Source organism: Kocuria sp. CPCC 205231 (assembly GCF_040980965.1).
GTDB lineage: Bacteria > Actinomycetota > Actinomycetes > Actinomycetales > Micrococcaceae > Kocuria > Kocuria rosea.
In genome coordinates this window covers 1-1,196 of record NZ_JAVKPP010000054.1, presented here as the reverse complement: position 1 = coordinate 1,196, position 1,196 = coordinate 1, and the positions used below count along the sequence as shown (strand labels likewise).

Genomic DNA, 1,196 nt, shown 5'->3' with positions numbered 1-1,196 from the left:
AATCATGACACTGGTCAAGTGTTGGAATTGATTGATTCTAGAGACTCCGAAAAGGTCGCTGAAGTCCTGAGCCTCTATCATCATGTGTCCACCATCACTCGCGATAGGGGCAAGTGTTACATCAAGGCTATAAAGAAGGCTCTTCCTGCAGCAACTGTTGTCGCAGACAAATTCCATATTATGGAAAATTTGACGAAAGCACTTTTCCCACAAGTCCAAAGCCGCTTCTTGCATGAAAGAAAACGTTTGTTGGACAAAAGTGAAATTGGTCCCAAACCTCCAGTCTTAGATCAATCCTGGGTGCTACAAGGTATTTATGCATCTTTGGACTCAATGAGTAAAGACGTGGAAAAAGCTAAAACATTGGCTAAGCGGAAGTTGTGTCTTCAAATGCATGTAAATCAAGAGCTCTCTATAAAGGATATCCATGACAAAACAGGCTATAGCAGTTGCGAGATTAAGAAACTGCTAGATGCAACTTATGAGAGTTTTCTCAACCCTAGCCAACTATGGGTATATAAAAATGTGAAGTACATATCAGATAGAATCTTAGAGAAAAAGACTTTGGAATACTCAGGTGTGGTCAAGGGCGTTCATGGTTCGGGGAAAAAGTATGCAATGAAAATGTTGCTGTCCATTCTGAGGGAGAAATGGAAAAATGAATATGGGGAGTACAAAGAAAGAATGAGGAAATTTCTATCAAAAGAAAGCATACGAATGGAAGAGCATGATCTTTGGAACGCAATTGTACACTTTAATTCAAGACCAAAGACGGAATCTGTCAAGATTTTCATGCAACAAAAAAACATGTATGATTTGAAATACTTTGTCTCCACATTTCAAGGGATATTGAGTGGAGAGAACAAAATGGGACTATACAAATGGATAAATATGGCCATTGGATGTGGGGTGGATGGAATAGAAAAGTTTGCCATGGGTTTGCTTGACGACTACCAGGCCATCAAGAATTCCATTACCAGCAAATGGAACAATGGAATTCTTGAAGGAACGGTATGCAAGATAAAAACAGTAAAACGAATTATGGCAGGACGAGCCTCCATCACCTTGTTGGAGAAAAAGGTTGCGCTTAAGCTTTAGCACTATGTGCACCAAAATTTGCGAAGAGCCACAAATACTTTATTGAAAAGCGGATTAGGAGAGATTCCGCTTCAATAAACAATATAGTCCTTGGATAC

General features: G+C 39.5%; 1 protein-coding gene. It reads left to right on the top strand.

What is annotated here, in order from left to right:
• Positions 1 to 1,098: transposase (locus tag RF640_RS18805; RefSeq protein ID WP_368828658.1), on the top strand; the 1,098-nt coding region annotated here is incomplete at its 5' end.
• Positions 1,099 to 1,196 lie beyond the last annotated feature (98 nt).